A 3,562-nucleotide genomic window follows, 5' to 3' on the forward strand; every position below is an offset into this window, starting at 1 on the left:
GGCCTAGGTTGTGCTGATATTCAGGTGAGGCCGGTCTGCGAACGGCGGTTTCCTGCGCTTCCGGTGCCCACGTATTTCAAGTACGCTCCGCTCTGGTTCTCGGAACCCGCCATTCTCGACTCGGCCTGACCTGAGTCTCAGCACATCCTTGGAGTTCGATTCTCCGGCCTTGCAGGCTGAGTCAGCAGATGGCTGCATCTTGCTGTTCAAGAATGATTTTTGCGCAAGCCGACTTCATGCCGGCGAATCCTGATTTATAGTGGCCCGCCATAATTCGAGGACCGCGTTTCATGTCGGAAAAACCAGTCGAATCGCTGAGCGAAGGCGAGGCCGCGGAGGAGCTGAAGCGGCTCGCGGCGGAGATCGCCGAGCACGACCGGCGCTATCACACCGAGGACGCGCCGACGATCTCGGACGCCGAATATGACGCGCTGGCACGGCGCAACCTCGCCATCGAAGAACGCTTTCCCGATCTCGTGCGCGAGGATTCGCCGTCGCGCCGGGTCGGCTCGCCGCCGGCGGAAGGCTTTGCCAAGGTGCGGCACGCGGTGCCGATGCTCAGCCTTGCCAAGGCCTATACCGACCAGGATGTCGCCGATTTCATCGAGCGCGGGCGGCGCTTCTTCGACCGCGACAAGGACCTCGACATCGCCTTTACCGCCGAGCCGAAGATCGACGGGCTCTCTGCCTCGCTGCGCTATGAGAACGGCGTGTTCGTCCAGGGCGCGACGCGCGGCGACGGCGCGGTCGGCGAGGACATCACCGCCAATCTGAAGACGATTGCCGACATCCCGAAAACATTGCGGGGATCGGACTGGCCGGAGGTCATCGAGATCCGCGGCGAGGTCTACATGACCTATGCCGAATTCGAGGCGCTGAAGCAGCGTTCGGCCGCTGTCGGCGGCCAGGACTACGTCAATCCGCGCAACACGGCGGCCGGATCGCTGCGCCAGAAGGACCCGTCGGTCACCGCCAGCCGCAACCTGAAATTCTTCGCCTATGCCTGGGGCTATACGACGGCTGATCCCGCCCCAACCCAATATGATTCGGTGCAGAAATTCAGGGAGTGGGGGTTCAAGGTCAGCCCGCTGATGGTGAGGGCGAAATCGGTCGAGGAATTGATCGCGCAGTACCACCGGATCGAGGAGCAGCGCTCCTCACTCGGCTACGACATTGACGGCGTGGTCTATAAGGTCGACCAGCTTGAGTTGCAGCGCCGCTGGGGCTTCGTCACCGGCGAGCCGCGCTGGGCCGTCGCCCACAAGTTCCCGGCCGAGCAGGCGATGACGACGGTCGAGAAGATCGACATCCAGGTCGGCCGCACCGGCACGCTGGCGCCCGTGGCACGGCTGGCGCCGGTGACCGTCGGCGGCGTGGTGGTCGAGAACGTCACGCTGCACAATGAAGACTACATCAAGGGCTTCGACAGCAACGGTCAGCCAATCCGCGACGGCATCGACGTGCGCATCGGCGACACGGTGGTCATCCAGCGGGCAGGGGACGTCATCCCGCAGATCGTGAGCGTCGTCATCGACAAGCGGCCGGCCAATGCTGTGCCTTACGAATTTCCGCATACCTGCCCGGTCTGCGGCTCGCCGGCGACGCGCGAGATCAACGAAAAGACCGGCAAGGAGGATTCGCGCCGGCGCTGCACCGGTGAGCTGATCTGCGCCGCCCAGGCCGTGGAAGGGCTTCGCCATTTCGTATCGCGCGGCGCTATGGATATTGAGGGCCTCGGCGCGGAAAACATCGACCTCTTCTTCAATGCGGGACTGGTGAAGACGGCGGCTGACATCTTCACGCTGAAGGGTCGCCGCCCGGCCGTCACCAAGGCGCTGGCCGAGCGGCGCGAGGAGCAGGCGCGGCTGCGCGAGGAAGCCTCGGGCAAGACGCGCAAGAATGTGCGCAGCGTCGAGGAGCGCAACTATGAAGGCCTCGACAAGCTCTTCGCCGCCATCGACGCTCGCCGCGAGCCCGAGCTCGACCGCTTCATCTTCGCGCTCGGCATCCGCCATATCGGCGAGACGACGGCGGCCGTGCTTGCCCGCCAGTTCTCGACCATCGAGGAGCTGATCCGCGTCGGCAAGGAGACGGCAAAGGCGGAGGACCCGCATACCGTCTTCCCGTCGATCAACGGCATCGGCGACACGGCGATCAACGCGTTGCGCGACTTTTTCGGCAATGAGCGCAACGACGACGTGCTGGATGCCTTGCTCGCGCAGGTCCACCCCAAGCCTTATGTCATGGAAATCTCGGCCGGCAGTGAAGTCTCCGGCAAGACGGTGGTGTTCACCGGCACGCTGGAAAAGATGACGCGCTCCGAGGCCAAGGCGATGGCCGAGCGGCTCGGCGCCAAGGTGGCGGGCTCGGTTTCGGCCAAGACCGACCTGGTGGTCGCGGGTCCCGGCGCCGGCTCGAAGCTGAAAGTTGCAAGCGATCTCGGCATCGAGGTGATCGACGAGGACACCTGGCTGCAGCGCATCGGCAGGGCTGGCCGATGACTGACGCGTTCAAGGGATTCGGGCAGAAGGCCATTCCATTCCTGAAGGCGCTCGATTTCCACCAGAGCCGGGAATGGTTCCAGGAGAATCGCGCCCTTTACGACAGCGAGCTGCACGAACCGTTCTGCGATCTGGTCGAGACGCTCACCACGCGCTTCGAAGGGGCCAAGCTCGGGCTGCGCGGCGACCGCAAGAGGTCGCTGTTCCGCATCAATCGCGACGTGCGCTTCTCAAAGGACAAGCGGCCCTATAACCGGCATCTCTCAGCAATCCTGTCGCCCGACGGCACCAAGATGGAGCAGGGCGTCTTCTATGTGCATATCGGGCTCGAGCGCTGCTTCGCCGGCGTTGCCTGGTGGCAGCCAGCGCCTGAACTGCTGCAGGCGATGCGCAAGGCGATCGTGACCAAGCCGGCCGCGTTCCGCGCCATGGTTTCATCGCTCAAGAAGGCAGGGCTGGAACTCGATGCGGAAGATCGCCTGAAGCGGGCGCCGCGCGGCTTCGAGGATGTCGGCGACGAGGATCTCGCCCAGGCGGTGCGCAACCGCCATTTCGTGGTACGGCACGACATCGATCCGGCGACGATCCATTCGCCGGCGCTGGTCGATGATCTCGTCGACTTCACGCTTGGCGCCAAGCCGCTGCTCGATTGGGGCAGGGCGATCCAGGGGACGATCGTGGTGGCCTGACGCCGCCATTCGACGGTCGCCAGGCGCTTACATCCGCATCAGCAGGCCGCCATCGACGGCGAGTTCGATGCCGGTGATGTAGCTCGCGGCGTCGGAGAGCAGGAAGAGCGCGGCATTGGCCATGTCCTGCGGCGTGCCGATGCGGCCAAGCGGCGCATAGTTCGCAACGGCGGCGCGTTTTTCCTCGGTGTCCCAGCGCGCCTGCAGCGGCGTCAGCGCCATGCCGGGGCAGATGGCATTCGAACGGATGCGCTCGCTCGCAAGCTGCATGGCGAGCGACTTGGACAGCGCGCACACGCCGGCCTTCGAGGCCTGGTAGGCGTCCTGCGGGTTGGGGTCGCCGCGATACCACTGGATGGTCGAGAAATGCAC

At 64.7% G+C, this 3,562-nt stretch carries 3 protein-coding genes; 2 read left to right on the forward strand and 1 reads right to left on the reverse strand.

Translation table 11 applies throughout. From position 1 onward, the window contains the following. Nucleotides 1-290: 290 nt before the first annotated feature. Together ligA and EOA28_RS28950 are read left to right on the forward strand one after the other, a co-directional pair. The gene (gene ligA, locus EOA28_RS28945) at nucleotides 291-2,501 is read left to right on the forward strand and encodes an NAD-dependent DNA ligase LigA (protein WP_128315537.1); all 2,211 of its coding nucleotides are present in this window, start codon (nucleotides 291-293) and stop codon (nucleotides 2,499-2,501) included. Beyond that, a complete protein-coding gene (locus tag EOA28_RS28950) occupies nucleotides 2,498-3,190 on the forward strand; it encodes a TIGR02453 family protein (protein ID WP_127250298.1) in 693 nt (230 codons plus the stop codon). Before ligA ends, EOA28_RS28950 begins: the two co-directional genes overlap by 4 nt. A gap of 27 nt (nucleotides 3,191-3,217) precedes the next feature. Here the strand turns inward: EOA28_RS28950 and EOA28_RS28955 are convergent. Continuing rightward, nucleotides 3,218-3,562: SDR family oxidoreductase (locus tag EOA28_RS28955; protein ID WP_128315538.1), on the reverse strand; the 345-nt coding region annotated here is incomplete at its 5' end.

The sequence above is a fragment of the Mesorhizobium sp. M2A.F.Ca.ET.067.02.1.1 genome, from assembly GCF_004023285.1.
In the GTDB taxonomy this organism is placed as follows: Bacteria; Pseudomonadota; Alphaproteobacteria; order Rhizobiales; family Rhizobiaceae; genus Mesorhizobium.

Excerpts from the sequence above, each read along its gene's own strand:
- EOA28_RS28950 (WP_127250298.1), top strand. The coding sequence starts at position 2,498 with ATGACTGACGCGTTCAAGGGATTCGGGCAGAAGGCCATTCCATTCCTG.
- ligA (WP_128315537.1), top strand. The coding sequence starts at position 291 with ATGTCGGAAAAACCAGTCGAATCGCTGAGCGAAGGCGAGGCCGCGGAG.